Origin of the sequence: Enterobacter sp. PTB (assembly GCF_051130085.1) — a bacterium.
In the GTDB taxonomy this organism is placed as follows: domain Bacteria; phylum Pseudomonadota; class Gammaproteobacteria; order Enterobacterales; family Enterobacteriaceae; genus Enterobacter; species Enterobacter ludwigii.
Window position 1 is genome coordinate 1 of the sequence record NZ_JBDKEE010000142.1, and the last position, 366, is coordinate 366.

Here is a 366-nt window from a genome sequence, read left to right on the forward strand (position 1 = left end):
GCCAGATGGTGGACATTCTCTCCCGTCGGCGCAAGAACAACCCGATTCTGGTGGGTGAACCGGGCGTGGGTAAGACGGCCCTGGTGGAAGGACTGGCGCTGCGCATAGCCGAAGGTAACGTCCCTGAGAGCCTGAAACCCGTTATCCTGCGCACCCTCGACCTCGGTCTGCTGCAGGCCGGTGCCGGAGTCAAAGGGGAGTTCGAGCAGCGACTCAAAAACATCATCGACGCGGTGCAGCAGTCCCCGCTCCCGGTGCTGCTGTTTATTGACGAAGCCCACACCATTATCGGCGCAGGCAATCAGGCGGGCGGTGCCGATGCGGCCAACCTGCTGAAACCGGCGCTGGCCCGGGGCGAGCTGCGCA

At 63.9% G+C, this 366-nt stretch carries 1 protein-coding gene; it reads left to right on the forward strand.

Annotated elements, in window-relative coordinates:
• Positions 1-366: AAA family ATPase (locus AAIR21_RS28005; protein ID WP_434682856.1), on the forward strand; the 366-nt coding region annotated here is incomplete at both ends.